At 55.8% G+C, this 16,705-nt stretch carries 15 protein-coding genes; all 15 read left to right on the top strand.

The features are described from left to right. The 15 genes from tssC (at position 1) to tssH (ending at position 16,694) form a co-directional block, all read left to right on the top strand. On the top strand, positions 1–1,503 hold the full coding sequence (tssC, locus tag RW65_RS09890; RefSeq protein WP_039056558.1) for a type VI secretion system contractile sheath large subunit: 1,503 nt from the start codon (positions 1–3) through the stop codon (positions 1,501–1,503). A 67-nt stretch (positions 1,504–1,570) separates the two neighbouring features. After that, complete coding sequence (locus RW65_RS09885) at positions 1,571–2,005, top strand: Rap1a/Tai family immunity protein (protein ID WP_039056557.1); 435 nt, start codon at positions 1,571–1,573, stop codon at positions 2,003–2,005. After that, a complete protein-coding gene (locus RW65_RS09880; protein ID WP_039056556.1) occupies positions 2,002–2,496 on the top strand; it encodes a T6SS effector amidase Tae4 family protein in 495 nt (164 codons plus the stop codon). The genes RW65_RS09885 and RW65_RS09880 overlap by 4 nt, the downstream gene beginning before the upstream one ends. 198 nt (positions 2,497–2,694) lie before the next feature. Further along, the gene (locus tag RW65_RS09875) at positions 2,695–3,177 is read left to right on the top strand and encodes an Hcp family type VI secretion system effector (protein ID WP_039056555.1); all 483 of its coding nucleotides are present in this window, start codon (positions 2,695–2,697) and stop codon (positions 3,175–3,177) included. A gap of 209 nt (positions 3,178–3,386) precedes the next feature. Continuing rightward, complete coding sequence (locus RW65_RS09870) at positions 3,387–4,220, top strand: peptidoglycan-binding protein (RefSeq protein ID WP_039056554.1); 834 nt, start codon at positions 3,387–3,389, stop codon at positions 4,218–4,220. Between the two features lie 3 nt (positions 4,221–4,223). Further along, on the top strand, positions 4,224–5,018 hold the full coding sequence (locus tag RW65_RS09865; protein WP_082022432.1) for a lysozyme inhibitor LprI family protein: 795 nt from the start codon (positions 4,224–4,226) through the stop codon (positions 5,016–5,018). Positions 5,019–5,108: 90 nt separating this feature from the next. Further along, positions 5,109–5,942 (top strand): lysozyme inhibitor LprI family protein, encoded by an 834-nt coding sequence (locus RW65_RS09860; protein ID WP_197058882.1) that lies wholly within the window; start codon positions 5,109–5,111, stop codon positions 5,940–5,942. A 119-nt stretch (positions 5,943–6,061) separates the two neighbouring features. After that, the gene (tagH, locus tag RW65_RS09855) at positions 6,062–7,858 is read left to right on the top strand and encodes a type VI secretion system-associated FHA domain protein TagH (protein WP_039056552.1); all 1,797 of its coding nucleotides are present in this window, start codon (positions 6,062–6,064) and stop codon (positions 7,856–7,858) included. Continuing rightward, the gene (locus tag RW65_RS09850; RefSeq protein WP_039056551.1) at positions 7,855–8,649 is read left to right on the top strand and encodes a PP2C family protein-serine/threonine phosphatase; all 795 of its coding nucleotides are present in this window, start codon (positions 7,855–7,857) and stop codon (positions 8,647–8,649) included. Before tagH ends, RW65_RS09850 begins: the two co-directional genes overlap by 4 nt. Positions 8,650–8,669: 20 nt before the next feature. Continuing rightward, on the top strand, positions 8,670–9,665 hold the full coding sequence (locus tag RW65_RS09845; protein ID WP_039056550.1) for a hypothetical protein: 996 nt from the start codon (positions 8,670–8,672) through the stop codon (positions 9,663–9,665). Positions 9,666–9,674: 9 nt separating this feature from the next. After that, the gene (locus RW65_RS09840) at positions 9,675–10,487 is read left to right on the top strand and encodes a type VI secretion system accessory protein TagJ (RefSeq protein ID WP_039056549.1); all 813 of its coding nucleotides are present in this window, start codon (positions 9,675–9,677) and stop codon (positions 10,485–10,487) included. Then, a complete protein-coding gene (gene tssE / locus RW65_RS09835; protein WP_039056548.1) occupies positions 10,480–11,049 on the top strand; it encodes a type VI secretion system baseplate subunit TssE in 570 nt (189 codons plus the stop codon). Before RW65_RS09840 ends, tssE begins: the two co-directional genes overlap by 8 nt. Before the next feature lie 2 nt (positions 11,050–11,051). Then, the gene (gene tssF / locus RW65_RS09830; RefSeq protein ID WP_039056546.1) at positions 11,052–12,923 is read left to right on the top strand and encodes a type VI secretion system baseplate subunit TssF; all 1,872 of its coding nucleotides are present in this window, start codon (positions 11,052–11,054) and stop codon (positions 12,921–12,923) included. Continuing rightward, positions 12,920–13,963 carry a type VI secretion system baseplate subunit TssG gene (gene tssG / locus RW65_RS09825; protein ID WP_039056545.1) on the top strand — a complete coding sequence of 348 codons (1,044 nt, stop codon included), beginning with the start codon at positions 12,920–12,922 and terminating at the stop codon, positions 13,961–13,963. Before tssF ends, tssG begins: the two co-directional genes overlap by 4 nt. A gap of 112 nt (positions 13,964–14,075) precedes the next feature. Beyond that, positions 14,076–16,694, top strand: a complete 2,619-nt coding sequence (gene tssH, locus RW65_RS09820) for a type VI secretion system ATPase TssH (protein WP_039056714.1) — start codon at positions 14,076–14,078, stop codon at positions 16,692–16,694. The last annotated feature ends 11 nt before the right edge of the window (positions 16,695–16,705 follow it).

Below are 16,705 nucleotides of genomic sequence, written 5' to 3'. Positions count from 1 at the left end.
ATGAGCAATCCTTCTCAACAACAAGAACTGCAGCAGGGCGCACAGGCCTTTAGCCAGGACGAATTCAGCGCGCTGCTCAGTAAAGAGTTTCGCCCGAAAACCGACCAGGCGCGCTCGGCGGTAGAAAGCGCGGTAAAAACCCTGGCGCAACAGGCGCTGGAAAATACCGTCACTTTCTCTAACGATACCTACCGCACCATTCAGAATCTGATTGCCGGTATCGATGAAAAGCTCTCCCAGCAGATTAACCAGATCATTCACCATGAAGATTTCCAGAAACTGGAAAGCGCATGGCGCGGCTTAAGCCATCTGGTGAATAACACCGAAACCGACGAGATGCTGAAAATTCGCTTTATGAGCATCTCCAAGCAGGAACTGGGCCGTAACCTGAAACGCTATAAAGGCGTTGGCTGGGATCAGAGCCCGCTGTTTAAGAAAATCTACGAAGAAGAGTATGGCCAGTTCGGTGGCGAACCCTTTGGCTGCCTGGTGGGCGATTACTACTTCGACCACAGCCCGCAGGATGTTGAGCTGCTGGGCGAAATGGCGCGCATCGGCGCGGCGGCGCACTGTCCGTTTATTACCGGCACCGCGCCAAGCGTAATGCAGATGGAGTCCTGGCAAGAGCTGGCGAATCCGCGCGATCTGACCAAGATCTTCCAGAACACCGAATACGCTGCATGGCGCTCCCTGCGTGAATCGGAAGATGCCCGTTATCTTGGCCTGGTGATGCCGCGCTTCCTCTCCCGTCTGCCGTACGGTATTCGTACCAACCCGGTGGACAGCTTTGATTTTGAAGAGGAGACCGACGGCGCGAATCACAACAATTACTCGTGGGCCAACGCCGCCTATGCGATGGCGACCAACATCAACCGTTCCTTTAAAGAGTACGGCTGGTGTACGTCGATTCGCGGTGTCGAATCCGGTGGTGCGGTAGAAAACCTGCCGTGCCATACCTTCCCGAGCGATGACGGCGGCGTCGACATGAAGTGCCCGACGGAAATCGCCATCAGCGATCGTCGTGAAGCGGAACTGGCGAAAAACGGCTTTATGCCGCTGATCCACCGCAAAAACTCCGACTTTGCCGCCTTTATCGGCGCGCAGTCGCTGCAAAAACCAATGGAGTATCACGACGCCGATGCCACCGCCAACGCGCGTCTGGCTTCCCGTCTGCCGTACCTGTTCGCCTGCTGCCGCTTCGCACACTACCTGAAGTGTATTGTGCGCGACAAAATCGGCTCCTTCCGCGAGCGTGACGAGATGGAACGCTGGCTGAACGACTGGGTGATGAACTACGTCGATGGCGATCCGGCAAACTCCTCGCAGGAGACCAAAGCGCGTAAACCGCTGGCCGCCGCAGAGGTGCAGGTGCAGGAGATCGAAGATAACCCTGGCTACTACGCGGCGAAATTCTTCCTGCGTCCGCACTATCAGCTGGAAGGTCTTACGGTTTCTCTGCGTCTGGTTTCAAAACTGCCGTCGCTGAAAACTAAAGAGGCGTAAATGCAAATGATCGTAAGCGCAGGGCGCTTACGGTCTGTTGACCCTTTCGGAAACAGAAGGATATGTTATGAAAATGCGTGTTGCACTTGCAAGCGGATTGCTGATGTTAGCGGTTGTAGCTCAAGCTGAGAGTAAAATTTATCATTACCCCAGTGCGCAATCATTACCTGAAGATGACACCTCTGTTTTTCCTCGGGATCCGCAACTCTTAACGGGGCACGACGTTAATCTCACAGCTGAACGTTTTTTTGCTGCATGGAACAATAAAGAAAACGAGCGTGAACGCATTAAGGCCGACATGTATTTTGTCGGGGTCCTTGATGCAACGGAAGGAAAAGAATGGTGTGGTTATAAAAAATTTCTTCCAGGGTCTGCCCATGAAGTTGTTTATGCCAGACTTTTGAGAATGCAACCTGAGCAAAGGGAAAAGCTATCTGCTGCTGACTATATTGTAAGATCTATGGCTGAGAACCACCCCTGTCAAAAAAGGAGTGAGAAATGAAACCGTTGTATGAGCAATTAAAAAGGCAGCACTATACCTCAAATGATTCTCGAGCTGGATATGTCGATTCTTATACCTTATTTTCAGAAATAGGCTACGATTTTGCTGCTCTGCAACGTCAGAGTAAACAGTATGAAAATACTTGTGCAGTTCGTATGAGTCTTGCTTTATTGAAATGTAATGTTGAATTTTCCGGGCGCTTTACGATTAAAAGCGGAGAATTTAAAGGAAAGAAGTTCGAGATGGGTGCCAAATTACTGGCTGACGAACTCAACAAATCGCATGTTTTCGGTAACGCAGAGATATATACAGATAAACAAGAAGGCGGAAAAGCGCTACTGAAACGTCGCGGCGTGGTTTTTTTTAATAAAATTGATGGCTACGGCGGAGGGCACATTGATGTCCTTGAACCCTTAACCAGTAATTCATTTATTTGTAATTCGAACTGCTATCCTTATTGTAAGGAGATCTGGTTTTGGGAATTAAAATAAATCACGTTGTAATAAAATATTCATAGTTTTATTTCTCCCGTTATCGGGGGAAGTGAATTTCCAACAAAACAACCGTTTTTTTGGAATGTAAAGAGGCAGAGGTAAAATATGGACGGTTTTATTCGGCCCCATGCTTACCCGTTGCCATATACGCGCTTTTTCGAAAGCAATATTTTTCATTAACGAAGAGTAAATATTATGGCTATTGATATGTTTCTGAAGGTCGATGGAGTTACGGGTGAATCGAAAGATTCTAACCACACCGGCTGGACTGATATCACATCTTTTTCCTGGGGTGCTTCACAACCCGGGAATATGAGCGTTGGCGGTGGCGGCGGTGCCGGCAAGGTTAATTTCAACGATCTGCATGTAAATGCACTTATTGATAAGTCTACAACAGCTATCCTGAAACATTGCGCCAGCGGCAAACACCTGAGCAAGGTTGAGCTGTCTGTTTGCAAAGCAGGTGGTCAGCAAGTTGAATACGCACGCATCACGCTGGAAGACGTACTGGTGACTTCCGTTCAGTACACCGGCGCTGATAACGGCGACACCGTAGGCGTGACCTATGCATTCCAGGCTGCGAAAGTTAAACAGCAGTACTGGGAGCAGTCCTCCTCCGGCGGTAAAGGTGCTGAAACCAGCGCTGGCTGGAATATCAAAGAAAACAAAGAAGCTTAATCGCTTCGGTGAGCCCGTAAGGGCTCACCCTGTTAATGACCAGGCCTGGTCATATTTGAGACGATGTATTACGGGTAGGTATTTCCTCATGTATTAAATAGCACGTTTCCTGCAACTAAATGCTATTAGCTTCTCAAACGCAACAGCTTAATAAGAGCTGTATCGTTTGAATGCGTATAAATATTAAATAATATTTTGACGATGAACGAATGAGTGCTCTGCGTAAGTGTGAACGCGGTATAAATGTAAAAGAGTTCCAGCAGCTTCTGAATAAGGCAGGGGCTAACGTTGGCGAAGACGGTAATTTTGGCCCAAAAACGGAAATAGCGGTTAAACAATTTCAGGCGAAACAGAATTTACATGTTGATGGAATTGTCGGACGACGCACTCTTGCGGCACTGGGTAAACCGATGACCAGCCGCCCACCGCAGCCGCCGATTTCCGGTAGCGCAGGTCGCCAGGCGGTAGGCGCGATGGGTATTTCTGCCAGCGGTATGACCTTTATTTTCCACCGTGAAGCCCGGATCGATGTAAGTTGCTATCTGCACTGGCCGGGCGGCGCAAGCGGCGTAACGCTCGGGCCGGGCTATGATATGAAAGGGCGTTCGGAGCAAGCTATCAAAGCGAAAATGATTGAAATTGGCGTTGATGCGATAACAGCAGAAAAAATCAGCAAAGCCGCCGGGTTGCAGGACGATAAAGCAAGTCAGTTTGTCGCCGATAACGCAACGCTGGTCCGCCTGACGGCAGATCAGGAGACAAACTTACTGCGTGCGACGATTCCACCGTACGTCAATAAAGTGAGAAATGGTATTTTTGTGCCGCTGAGACAATATGAGTTTGATGCACTGGTCTCTTTCGCCTATAACCCAGGAGGGCGACTGAACGATGTGTTCAACTTTATTAATGGCGGTAATATCTCTGATGCTATGACGGAGATTAAACGCGCAAATACCAGCAAGCATAAAGTGGTGACGGGATTAATCAATCGTCGTAATTTTGAAGTGAACCTTTATTTGAACGGCGACTACGGGATAAATTGATCAATGACGAATCATAAAGTTCTGCTACAAGCGACGGCTATTTTCGCTGCTTTTATGCTGCCTTTCTTCGCCCAGGCGAGTAACACGCCGCTGCAGGGTGAATGGCAAGTGGAAGAGGCGTTTGTGAATACTGAAACGGAACGCACCCTCAACTATCAGTTTAATGACGATCGTCTGGTGGGCCGTTTTCTGAGCATCACGGCGCAGGGGATTAGCACAACGCTTCCGGGCGGCGCGAACTGCCAGTCACCAACCTTTAAAGAGAGCAGCACCACCCTTGACGCATGGATTGCCGCAACGCAGTCAATCGACGAAAAAGGGGCGGCGAAGGCGTACGATCTGGGGTTAGAAGGCAATGCGAAAACGCAGGTGGAAACCGTTACCTGCGCAACAGGCCATTTTGCCAATGGCAGCCCAGGCGGTAACGCTAGTCTGGCATCCATCAATCAGCGCCTGTTACTGAACTGGACCGACGGTACGGTTTTGCAGCTGAAGCCCGTTGATAAAAACAGCAAACCGCAGCCGTCATTTAATTGTGTGAAAGCCGCGTCCGCATCTGAAAAAGCGATTTGCGGCGATCGCGAACTGGCGTCACTCGACCAAAGCGTCGCCCGTTCCTATGCTTCGATGCGCACAGAAGCGGTAACCGTTGGCAATAAGGAACTGGAGAAGAAGCTGCAAACCCAGCAAAAAGCCTGGTTAACCCAACGCAACAGCTGTAACGCCGATGTGCAGTGTCTGAAAAAATCGATGAATGACCGTCTGGAAACCCTGGCCCACAGCCTGGATGGCGTCTGATCGTTGATAATAGCGTAAGCGGAGTGGATGCCATCCCGCTTAACCTCTCTTCTACTGGCTCAGCCCAGGCTGAAAAAAGATGAAAAAACAATGACAGGACGTTATCGACTAACCCCAGCGCAGATGTTATCAGCGATTTGCGCGATGATAATGCTGCAAACCGTTCACCTTGCACGGGCCGCAAACACACCAGCATCTGTTTTTGGCGACTGGCGCGTGATATCCCTTTCAACGGATCAATCTGCAACCGTCTCTTTTGATACAAAAATAGACGACCCGCGCTATGTCGGGCGGGTAATTCATTTTGATACCGTTGCGATAAACGGGGAATTAACCTTTGCCATTGATTGCCAGCAGCCAGCCTTTCAACCGCAAGCCGCGATGACGCTGAATGAAGCCATTGTGAAAACCAATGGTGAGCGTCGTTTTGCGCCGGTCACGCCGGTGGCAGAGGATTTTAATTTGGCTCCCTTAGGGCCGCAAAAAATTACCCCCATGCTGGTGGCGTGTCAGAAAGGCTATTTGGGGCCGAACGGCGAGTCGCTGAAAAACTGGGTAGCCCTGTTATCTGAAGATAAGCTGGTAATGAATTGGGACGACAACAGTTATGTTGTGCTGCAGCGCGTGAAGGCGGGCGACAAAGTAACGCCCGGCTTTGCCTGCGCCGGCAGCCTCAGTCCGGTTGAGCAGACGATTTGTGCCAATAATGAACTTGCCGCCTGGGATCGCAGCGTTAGCGATGCTTACAAAATCCAGATTGAAGAACAACGAGAGATGGATCCGAGTGACAAGGCGGCTCTGGCGGGCATGAAAGCCGCGCAGCGCGCGTGGCTGGCTAAACGTAATCAGTGCCAGACCGATGCAGGCTGTTTAAAAAAATCAATGCGCGATCGGACCTTTGAATTGGTCAGTAAAATCCAGTAAAACACTCTATTTACATCCGGCAGAGGCCGGATAGCCGGGCTTCAAATTTGTCGTTAAACGCAGCCGTTTTAGCCAAAGCGGCGCCGTTTGAGTGCACATAACTCCAGCAGGAATACGCGATGCGATTCACTATTATTACCAGTAAACCCGGTCATCAGCCGCCGCAAAGCCGCTGCGACTTTTATCCCCCGGGCGGCACCATTGGCCGCGGCACGGACAATAATCTGGTGCTGCCGGACAATGACCGCTCCATTTCGCGTTTGCAGGCGATTGTTCATATCGCTGGCAACGGCGAGTGCCGCGTCACCAACCGTGGCAACGTGACCCGCGTCGTTCTCAACGATATCCCTCTTGAGCGCGGCCGTCAGGTTGAACTGCAGGACGGGGATATCCTCGGCATTGATGACTATCGTATTGAAGTCACCGACCTGATTCAGGATACGCAGCCGATAAGCCGTATGGCAGAAGAGATGTATCCGAAACCGGCTCAGCCGCAGGCGGTCAAACCTGCAGCGGAACCCGCGCCGAAAAACACGGCGGAAAGTGCGCCTGCAGCGGTGCCAACGGAGATTTGGGACAGCCTGATGCAGGAGTTCTCTATCTCCGACAGCATCTCCAGCAGCCGTGCGAAACCGCAAGAGGCGCAAAACATCAATCCGTTCGCCGCGCCAAAAGCGCCGGAGCGTAACCCGGAAGATCCGCTCTCCTTGCTCAACGGTAATGAACCGCTGGTGATGCCAAAATCCCTGGCCGCGGATCAGTTATTCAATGACGAACAGCTGTTTAAAAATGACAGCATTTTTGATGACGTCACGCCTTCCACGCTGGTTCCACCGATTGAGCCGGTGAAGTCAACGCCAACACCGGATACCGACGAACTCGATCCGCTGGCGCTGTTTGGCGGCGGCGCCAGTACCCAGCAGACCCGCAGCGACGACCCGCTTGGCCTGATGGGCGGCGCAGTACCGCTGACCCATGCGGATGAACTGGTTCCTCCAAAACCTGCCGAGCCGCAACCGATCATTACCGATCTCAATACGCCGGAACCCCCTTTGTCGCCGCAGCCGATTATTACCGAACTGCGCGCGGAGGATTTAAGCGGTACGCCGCTGTTCGCCGACGAGATTCCGCCGCTGCCGGTAGAAGAGCCGCAGGATTACGCCGGTATTACCTTACCGACACCGCAGGCGGTACAGCGCAGCGTCGCCCAGACGCCGAAAGGACGTTTGCGTATCGATCCGGTGCAAAGTAACGGCGCGAAAAGCACACCGTCTGCCAGCAGCGGCGAGAGCAGCGACGTGCTGAAAGGCGAGCTGCTTGACGCACTGCTGGAGGGAATGGGCCTTAGCGACATGCAGCCGGTGCCGCAGTTTGATAAAGAGAATATGCGTCAGTTCGGCCAGATGCTAAGTATGTTCTCGCAGGGCACGGTGGCGCTGCTCTCTTCGCGTTCGATTCTCAAGCGCGGCGTGAAAGCGGATATGACCATGGTGCTCGATGATGCCAACAACCCGTTCAAGCTGCTGCCGTCCGGTAAAACCGTGCTGATGCAGATGTTCGGTACGCGCATGCCGGGCTTTATGCCGCCGAAAAAATCGGTGCGCGATGCGCTGATCGATTTACAGGCGCACCAGTTAGGTATGATCTCCGGTATTCGCGCCATTATTGCCGCCATGCTGCAGCAGTTTAATCCGGAACAACTGGAAGATGACGCCAAGCGTGACGGTGCCACCGCGCGTCTCGGCGTGCTCTCCAACCGCAAAGCCGCCCTGTGGGATTACTACGTGCGTAGTTATGCCCAGACGGCCGGTGAGATTGACGATGACTTCCATACTTTGTTTGGCGAAGCGTTTCTGCACGCTTACGACATGGAGGTTAATCAGTACAAAGACTCACAAAGCGGATCGGAAGAATGAATATCAGCACGGCCTCAATTTCGCGACAGGGCGAGCGTGCCAGTAATCAGGATCAGACCGGGGAAACCATCGGCGAGCGTGCCGCCTGCTTTGTGGTCTGCGACGGTATCGCCGGTTTACCCGGCGGCGACCTCGCGGCGAAGCTGGCGCGCAACGCCATCATTACCCGGTTCGACGGTGACGAGCACCTGAACGCCCAGTACATTCGCCAGTACGTGAATGACGCTAACCGCGCCATTCGCGAGGAGCAGAAAGCGGTGCGGGATTATCACCGTATGGGAACCACCATGGTGAGCCTGTTTATTGACCGCGATTATCAGCTCGCCTACTGGGCGCACGCGGGCGACAGCCGTCTGTATCTGTTTCGTCGCGGTTGGCTCTATCACGTCACCACCGATCACAGCCTGGTGCAGCAGATGAAAGACGCCGGGCACCAGACCGACGGCATTAACGGGAACTTACTCTACTTTGCCTTAGGGCTGGGTGAGGACGAGCGTGAACCGAGCTACAGCGATGTGGTGCCGATTGAGGATGGCGACGCCTTTTTGCTATGCACCGACGGTTTCTGGCACGGCGTCAGCGAAGAGCAGATGCAGCAGTCGTTGCATATGGTGAATACCCCCGATGAGTGGCTGACGTTAATGAATCAAATCCTGCTGAAAAATGGTGCCGGCGCGCAGACCCAGCAGGACAACTATAGCGCCGTCGCGGTGTGGATGGGCACACCGCAGGAGACCACGCTTTTGCATACGCTCTCTGAAGCCGCGCAGTTTTTTCCTCTTCGTGATTGATACAGCATACAAGGACTTTTATGAAACTTTGGCTACCGGGTTTGGTGCTGCTGGCAATATGTGGCAGCGCGCAGGCAGAAAACTACCGCATCGTGCAATCACCTTCGCAAAAACTGGATGTCTGGATCGACAATATCGCCGACAACACGCCCAAAAGCTGGTGTGGGAAAACGCTGCCGTTGCGCATTGTCGCCAGCGGGGATAAAAAACCCTCGGTACTGAATAGCTTTTTACCGCGCCTCGGTGCGCTGCTGGAACATCAGTGCAGCACCCTGACGCAGGTACGCTGGAAAATGACCGATGCGCAGGGCGCGACCCTTGCCGAAGGTACCGCCGATAAAGCCAAAGAGTGGGAGCCGGTGGTAACGTCGACCGCTTCCGCTGCGGCTGCCAACACCGCATCCACCCCGGCCACTACCGGGCTGGTCGCGCCGAGCGGTCGTGCAGAAGAACAGTCACCGCCCGCCAGCCGCGCGCCGTGGCAGGAGTTCACCCTACAAGATGGCTGCCATCTGCGTACCTTCTGGCAGGGGAGCAGTGCACCTGCGCTGTTTATTCCGGCCAAAGAGGACGGAAAATGCGAGAAGGGCGGCTGGCTTAACGGACGCAGCGATGTGACACAAATCAGCAACGGCGCAGAAAAGAAAATCACCATGACCTTTGTGCACGGCTTCCCGGTTAGCGGCCTGAGCGCCAACGCTGACGCCGATCGCCTGCTGATCACCACCGTTAACAATGAGCGGATGGTGGTGAGCGAAGGCAGCCTGGCGCAGAGCTGGATGATCCTGCCCTATGTCGACAGCCTTAATGGCTGGCAGGCCAACGGCACCGTGGCGGTGGAGATCTCCCGCGATGTCGCCAGTGATGAAACCCGTCTGCAGGCGCGGATTGAAGAGGTGCGCAAAGCGTGGACGCCGTGGTTCGAACCGGGTACCCGCCTGAATCTGTTGCTGATTGACTCCCTGCGCCCGCAGCTGCGCAACCCGGCGGTTGGAACCTATAAAACGGTAAATTAAGGAGCGGCTATGAACACCTTGTTTCAACAACTGGCGGGCGAATCAATACAGGAAAGTCTGGCCCAGCTTGAAAGCCGTATCCGCACCCAGCCTGGCGATGCCGATCTACGCGCCGCGTTTGCTCAGCTTTTGTGCCTGGATGGCAACTGGCCACGCGCGCTGGCGCAGCTGAAAAGCTGGGCGGCCTTAAAGCCGCAGGCACAACCGACGGTCACCCTGCTGCAGCAGGCGATCGAGGGAGAACGCCAGCGCGCCGAGGTGATGGCCGGCCGCGCCCGCCCGGTCACCCCGGATGCGCAATGGCCGTGGCTGGCGGCGATGGTCAGCGCACTCGAGCCGGAAACGACACAGTCCGCCGCCCATCGTGAAGCGGCGCTGGAGCAGGCCGATGCCAATCCGGGCCAATTGACGCTGCAAAACGGCGAAAGCCAGCGCTTCGACTGGTTAATGGATGGCGATTGCCGTTTTGGCCCGGTGTGCGAAGCGATAGTCAATGGCCGCTACTTCTGGCTGCCCTTTAGCGCGATTTCAGCCATGCAGTTTCAGCCGCCCGCCAGCGTCACCGATTTAGTATGGCGACATACGCTGGTGCGTTTACAGGATGGCAGCGAACAGGTTTGCCAGATCCCGGCGCGCTACCCGCTGGACAGCAGTGCCGAAGATCGCTTTAAGCTCTGCCGCGTCACCGAATGGCAGCAGCTGCCGGGAGAGGCCCCGCACTACCTGGGCGCAGGGCAGAAAGTCTGGCTTAATGACAATGCCGAATACTCCCTGCTGGATCTGTTAAGCGTCAATTTCAACGCGGACGCGGCGAATGAGTAACACAGCCCATGACGATGAGGGCGACCTGCTGCGCAGCGGCTGGCGCTCGCGGCGCGGTAAAGAGACCGTTGGCGCGCGCGATAAAATGCAGCCCTCGCTACTCGATCGCCTGACGGATGATGCACCGGACAAAGTGCAGGAGCCGGTAAACAGTAATCTGGTTTCCCACTCCGCGCTGCGCCGCCATGTGCTGCGCGATCTGCAGTGGCTGTTCAACACCATTAATAACGAAGCACAGCAGGATCTCAGCGGCTTTGACCAGGTGCGGCGCTCGGTGGTGAACTTTGGCGTCTCGCCGCTGGCGGGCAAACGGATGTCGGACATTGAATGGCACGATATCCAGCGCAAACTGACCAACGCGATTTTGCATTTTGAACCGCGCATTCTGCCGCAAGGCTTGCAGGTGCGTTGCATCTCCGATACCCAGTCGCTGGACCTGCACAACGTCCTGACAATTGAGATCAAAGGCCGCCTGTGGTGCGTGCCGTATCCGCTGGAGTTTCTGTTTCGCACCGATGTCGATCTGGAAAACGGACACTTTGAGCTGAAAGACGCGGGGTAACGATGGACAGTAAATTACTCGAATATTATAACCGCGAACTGGCCTGGCTGCGGGAAATGGGCCAGGAGTTCGCCGGGCGCTACCCGAAGGTTGCCGGACGTCTTGGCATGCGTGGCATGGACGTTGCCGACCCGTATGTTGAACGGCTGATGGAAGGCTTCGCCTTTCTGACCTCGCGCGTGCAGTTAAAAATGGACGCCGAGTTTCCGCGCTTCTCCCAGCGCCTGCTGGAGATGGTGGCGCCAAATTACCTTGCGCCCACGCCGTCAATGGCGATTGCCGAGCTGCAGCCCGACAGCGCGAAAGGGGATTTAAGCAACGGTTTCGTGGTGCCGCGCGGCACCATGATGGACAGCCAGGTGATGAAAAAGAACGGTGTCACCTGCAGTTACACCACCGCCCATGACGTTACGCTGCTGCCGCTGAAAATCAGCCTGGTTGAGCTAGGCGGCGTGCCTGCGGATCTGCCGTTAGCGCAGGTGGGTTTAAGCCAGCGCGGCGCACAAAGTGCGCTGCGTATTCGCCTGAGCTGTGACGGCCCGGTGAATCTCAGCCATCTGGATTTTGACCATCTCGAGCTGTTCTTAAGCGGCCCGGATATGCAGGCGCTGCAACTGCTTGAGCTACTGATGGGTCATCAGGTAGGCATTGTCTGCCAGGCGAACGGGCAGAAAACCCCGCCGCTGGTGCTGGCGGATGACGCCCTGCGTCAGGAGGGCTTTCGCGCCGATCAGGCGCTGCTGCCGGACGATCTGCGCAATTTCGATGGCTACCGTCTGTTGCAGGAGTACTTTGCGTTTCCGGCGCGTTTTCAGTTTATCAGTCTGCATGGTTTGGGCAAAATGCTGGCGCAGAGCGGCGAAGCGACCTCATTTGATATTGTTATTCTGCTGGATAAAGCCGATTCACAGCTCGAGCGGGTGGTCGACAAAAGTCACCTGGCGCTGCACTGCACGCCGGTGATTAACCTGTTTCCGAAAGTGGCGGAGCGGCAAAAGCTCAGCGACAGCCTGCATGAATACCATCTGGTGGTCGATAACATTCGCCCGCTGGATTACGAAATCTATGGCGTGACGAAAATTCACGCCAGCATCGACGGTCAGCGCGATGAACAGACCTTCCGTCCGTTCTGGAGCAGCTGGAGCCAGGATGACGGCAACTACGGGGCCTATTTTTCCCTGCGTCGCGAACAGCGTGCGCTGTCGGAACATGCTCAACGCTACGGCACTCGTACCGGCTATATCGGTTCCGAAGTCTTTGCCTCGCTGGTGGATGAGCAGCATGCGCCGTGGCGCGAAGAGTTGCGCTACATTACCGCCGAAGTGCTGTGCACCAGCCGCGATTTGCCGTTGATGCTGCAGCAGGATATGGGGCAGTTTGTCCTGCCGGATTCGCTGCCGGTGAAAAGCTTAAAACTGCGTAAAGGGCCGACGCCGCCGCGTCCGGCGCTGGCGGAGGGGCTAAGCACCTGGCGGCTAATAAGCCAGCTGCAGATGAACTACCTGAGCCTGATGGACGGCGAAGATGGCGAAGGCGCCGCCGCGCTGCGCCAGCTGTTGGGCCTTTACACCCGGCTTGCGGAAGCGCCGGTGGCGCGCCAGATTGAGGGCGTGCGCCACTGCGTACTGGAGCCGGTACATCGTCGCGTGCCGGAACCGGGTCCGATTGTTTTCGCCCGCGGGATTGGTATTACGCTCACGGTGGATGAGCAGGCGTTTTCCGGCTTTAGCCCTTATCTGTTCGGCAGCGTGCTGGAGCGCGTCTTTGCCCGCCTGGTGGGGATGAACAGTTTTACGGAATTTACCCTGATGAGCCAGCAGCGCGGGGAAGTGGGTTACTGGCCGCCGCGGATGGGCAAGAGGGCGCTGATATGACCGACACCCTCGGCAGCGCCCCGGTTATCACCCGCGCCAGCGCCTTGCCGGATACCTTCTGGCAAAACGTGATGGCCGCGCCCTGGCGCTTCGATCTGTTTACGCTGTTGCGGCGTGTCGATGCGCGCGGTGGTGAACGTTACCCGTTGGGACGCGCGCCGCTGCCGCGTTTTGAACCGTTGCGCATTGGGCAGAAGCCGTCGCTGGGCTTTGCGCCCTCGACCGTTGCCGGGGTGCACAAACGCGAAAATTCACCGCTGTATGACGTTTCAATCCTCAGTTTTGGCCTGTTTGGCCCGAACGGTCCGCTGCCGGTACACCTGACGGAATATGCCAGCGAGCGCATCTCCCACCATCAGGATGACAGCCTTAGCGCCTTCGCCGATGTATTTCATCACCGCCTGGCGCTGCTGTTTTACCGCGCGTGGGCCGATGCGCAGCCGACGGTTTCTCTTGATCGCGCTGATAACAAACGTTTTGAACAGTACATCGCGTCGCTGGTGGGAATGGGGCAGCCGGGACAGCTGGAAAAAGGCAGCCTTAGCCCTCATGCCCGCTTCGCCGTCGCCGGACATCTGACCCGTAACGGGCGCGATCCGGAGGGGCTGGAGAAGATCCTGCGCAGCTACTTTAATGTGCCGGTAAAAATTGTTGAAAACGTGCCGCAATGGATGCCCTTAAGCCCGCGTGAACGCGCTCGCTTACAGGGCGGTCGACACGCTGCGCGCCTGGGGCAAACGGCCTTTCTGGGCAAAGCGGTGCGCGATGTTGCGCATAAGTTTCGCATCGAAATCGGCCCGCTGCCCCTCGATACCTACCGGCGTTTTATGCCTGATGAAAAGTATATCTCCGCCACCCGCGACTGGGTGCGCCAGTATCTCGGCATTGAGTATCAGTGGGAGGTCAAAGTGATATTACGCCGCGAAGATGTGGCAGGCGCTACCCTTGGCGGCGCGGGTCGCCTCGGTTACAGCGCCTGGCTGGGTCATCAGCCGCTGCCACAAGCGCGAGGCGATTTGGTTTTCAGCCCGGAGGGATAACCTCCACGTTTGTTTCCTGGTCTGACGTACGCACCTATCCTGCGTGTCGTATCGCACAACGAGACGGCTTAAAGGATCGACTGCACACTAATTATGAATAATGGATGAACTCATGTCAGAAATCAGCCGCGCCGTTCTGTTCGGCAAACTCGATACGCTGTTATTTACCTCGCTGGAAAGCGCCACCGCGTTTTGTAAGCTGCGTGGCAACCCGTATGTGGAGCTGGTGCACTGGCTGCATCAGCTGATGCAACAGACGGAGGGCGACTTACAACTGGCTATCCGCCACTTTTCCCTCGATGAAGAGGCCCTGACGCGGGATATCGTCGCGGCGCTGGATAAACTGCCGCGCGGCGCAAGTTCGGTTTCTGACCTGTCAGAACATATCGATACCGCCGTCGAGCGCGCATGGGTTTACGGCTCGCTGAAATATGGCGTGACGCGCATTCGCGGCGGCCATCTGCTGGCCGGGATCCTGAAAACCTGGAGCCTGGCGAATGTGCTAAAAGGCATTTCGCCGCAGTTTGAACGTATCAGCGCCGATGCGCTGCTGGAGAGTTTCGATACCATCTTCGCTAACAGCAAAGAGAGTCAACAGGCGACGGTGGCCCTTAATGATGATGCGGGGGCAAGCGTACCGAGTAAGCAGGGCACCTTAGCGCAATACGGTCAGGATCTGACGGCGCGCGCGCGGGATGGCAAAATCGATCCGGTGGTCGGTCGCGATGAAGAGATCCGCCAGATGGTGGATATTCTGATGCGCCGTCGGCAGAACAACCCATTACTCACCGGTGAAGCGGGCGTCGGTAAAACTGCGGTGGTCGAAGGGCTGGCGCTGCGTATTGCCGCCGGTGATGTGCCGGAGCCGCTGGTTGACGTCCAGCTGTGGCTGCTGGATATCGGCATGCTGCAGGCGGGCGCGGGCATGAAGGGCGAATTCGAAGCGCGTTTACAGTCGCTGATTAACGAAGTGCAATCCAGCCCGACACCGATCATTTTGTTTATCGACGAAATTCACACCTTAATTGGCGCAGGCGGCCAGCAGGGCACCGGCGATGCCGCCAACCTGCTGAAACCGGCGCTGGCGCGCGGTCAGCTGCGCACCATCGGCGCGACAACCTGGGCGGAATACAAAAAGTACATTGAGAAAGATCCGGCCCTGACCCGCCGTTTCCAGACGGTGCAGGTAGCTGAGCCAGACGAAGAGAAAGCGGTGCTGATGCTGCGCAGTACCGTGTCGGCGCTGGAAAAACATCACCGCGTGCTGCTGCTGGATGAAGCGGTGGTGGCGGCGGTTAAGCTTTCGCACCGCTATATTCCGGCGCGCCAGCTGCCGGATAAAGCCGTCGCGCTGCTCGATACCGCCTGCGCGCGCGTTGCCGTCAGCCAAAGTTCACCGCCGCCGCAGCTGGAAGATTGCCTGCATCGCATTGCCGCGCTGGACGTGGAGATCGAGATTGCCAATCGCGAAGCGAAAATGGCGGCGGGTGCCAGCGATCGTGTTGAAAAGCTGGAGCTGGATTTACACAAACTTGCCGTGCAGCGTGACGAGCTGACTGCCCGCTGGGAGCAGGAGCAGGCGCTGGTGGATGCGATTATTGCCCTGCGCGCGCAGCTGCATACTTCCCCGGAAGATTCGCTGGAAGCGTTACGCGCGACCCTCACCGAACAGCAGGCACAGTTGCGTGCGCTGCAGGGCGATGCGCCGCTACTGTTTACCTCCGTTGATGCCAATGTGGTGGCCGCAGTGGTTTCCGACTGGACCGGCATCCCGCTGGGACGGATGGTGAAAAACGAGATCGACGCGGTACTGAAACTGGCTGATACCCTTAATGAACGGGTGATCGGTCAGCGTCACGGTCTGGAACTGATTGCAAAACGCGTGCGTACTTCCCGTGCGCGACTTGACGATCCGAATAAACCCGTCGGCGTCTTTATGCTCTGCGGCCCGTCCGGCGTGGGTAAAACGGAAACCGCGCTGGCGCTGGCGGAATCCCTGTACGGCGGTGAGCAGAACGTTATCACCATCAACATGAGCGAATTCCAGGAAGCCCACACGGTGTCGACCCTGAAAGGTGCGCCTCCGGGCTATGTCGGTTATGGCGAAGGCGGCGTGTTAACGGAAGCGGTGCGCCGTCGTCCCTACAGCGTGGTGCTGCTCGATGAGATTGAAAAAGCCCACCCGGATGTGCATGAAATCTTTTTCCAGGTGTTCGATAAAGGCTGGATGGAAGATGGTGAAGGGCGGCATATTGATTTTCGTAACACCATTATTATTCTTACCTCCAACGTCGGTACCGAGTTGATTACCGGTATGTGTGCCGACCCGGAACTGATGCCGGAACCGGACGCCCTGCGCGATGCGCTACGTGCGCCGCTGCTGCAGGTATTCCCGCCGGCGCTGCTGGGCCGTTTGCTGGTGGTGCCATACTATCCGCTGAGCGACGAAATGCTGGCGATGATTGTGCGCCTGCAGCTTAAGCGCATTCAGCGCCGTCTGGCGGATAATCACGGTATTGTGTCGGAAGTGGATGACAGCGTAGTTGAACAAATTGTCGCCCGCTGCACGGAAGTTGAATCGGGCGGCCGTATGGTGGACGCCATCCTTACTAATACCCTGCTGCCGCTGATGAGCCAGCTATTACTCGACGCCAGCGCGCGCGATGAGCAATATAAGCGTTTACGGGTTACCTGTGAGCAGGGTGAGTTTCACTGTCAGTTTGCGGCGTAAAGCCATTATCA

Source organism: Enterobacter sp. Bisph1, assembly GCF_000814905.1.
Classification (GTDB): domain Bacteria; phylum Pseudomonadota; class Gammaproteobacteria; order Enterobacterales; family Enterobacteriaceae; genus Kosakonia.
The sequence above is the reverse complement of the archived record's forward strand: the minus strand, read 5'-3'. Positions and strand labels throughout refer to the sequence as shown.